Below are 1,289 nucleotides of genomic sequence, written 5' to 3' on the forward strand. Positions count from 1 at the left end.
CGATGAAATAGAAGCCGTCTTCGTCTTCGCGGGCCAGGTCACCGGTGTGCATCCAGCCGTCCTTGAACGTCTCGGCGGTGGCCTCGGGGAGCTTCCAGTAGCCGCCTGACAGCAGCGGCCCGGACACGCAGATCTCGCCGACCTCACCCTGGGGCACCGGCTTGCCGTCGTCGCCCAGCAGCGCCACCTGGGCGAACAGCGTGGGGCGGCCGCAGGAGGTGAGCCGCTTCTGGTCGTGGTCGCCCTTGGCCAGGTAGGTGATCACCATCGGCGCCTCGGACTGGCCGTAGTACTGGGCGAAGATCGGCCCGAACCGGTCGATGGCCTCTTGGAGGCGGACCGGGTTCATCGCCGAGGCGCCGTAGTACACCGTCTCCAGCGACGACAGGTCGCGGGTGTGCGAGTCCGGGTGGTCCAGCAGCGCGTAGATCATCGACGGCACCAGCATGGTGGCGGTGATCTTCTGCTCCTCGATCACCCGCAGCACCTCCGCGGGGTCGAACTTGGTCAGCACCACCAGCTCGCCGCCCTTGACGATGGTCGGCACGAAGAACGCCGCCCCGGCGTGCGACAGCGGGGTGCACATCAGGAACTTCGGGTGCTCGGGCCATTCCCACTCGGCGAGCTGCGTGGTGGTCATCGCGGTGATGGAGGACACGGTGCCGATGACGCCCTTGGGCTTGCCGGTGGTCCCGCCGGTGTAGGTGAGGCCGCCGATGTGGTCGGCGGGCAGGTCGGCGGGCAGCAGCGGCTGCGGCTCGTACTTGGCCGCCTCGGCCGCCAGGTCCACGGCCTTGCCCTCGAGCGCCGCGGGCACCGGCCCGATGGTCAGCACCTGCCGCAGGGTGGGCACCTTCTCCAGCAGACCCAGGGCGCGCTCCACGAACGCCGGGGTGGGATCGATGATCAGGGTGGCGACCTCGGCGTCGGCCAGCACGTAGGCGTGGTCGTCGAGCGAACCCAGCGGGTGCAGCGCGGTACGCCGGTATCCCCGGATCTGGCCGGCGCCGATGATCATCAGCACCTCGGGGCGGTTCAGCGACAGCAGGCCGGTCGCGTCGGCCCCGAGCGCGTCGAACGCCTGGATGTACTGGCTGATGCGCTCGGCGAGCTGACCACCGGTCAGTGTGGTGTCGCCGAGGAACAGCACCGGCTTGTCCTTGTTGCGCTTGAGGGCGCCCACGGTGAGATGCCCGGAGTGAATGGGCTGGCGCATGGACTGCGTCGACATCGAGTTACCTCCGCTAGAGCGCTGAAAGCTTGCCCGCTGGACATTACCGACCGCCCCT

Annotated in this window: 1 protein-coding gene; it reads right to left on the bottom strand. The window is 68.9% G+C overall.

Going from position 1 to position 1,289, the window contains the following annotated elements; genetic code table 11:
* Positions 1-1,231: AMP-binding protein (locus LI92_RS21240; RefSeq protein ID WP_046322493.1), on the bottom strand; the 1,231-nt coding region annotated here is incomplete at its 3' end.
* Positions 1,232-1,289 lie beyond the last annotated feature (58 nt).

Source organism: Mycobacterium sp. UM_Kg1 (assembly GCF_000972925.1).
GTDB classification, from domain to species: Bacteria; Actinomycetota; Actinomycetes; order Mycobacteriales; family Mycobacteriaceae; genus Mycobacterium; species Mycobacterium hiberniae.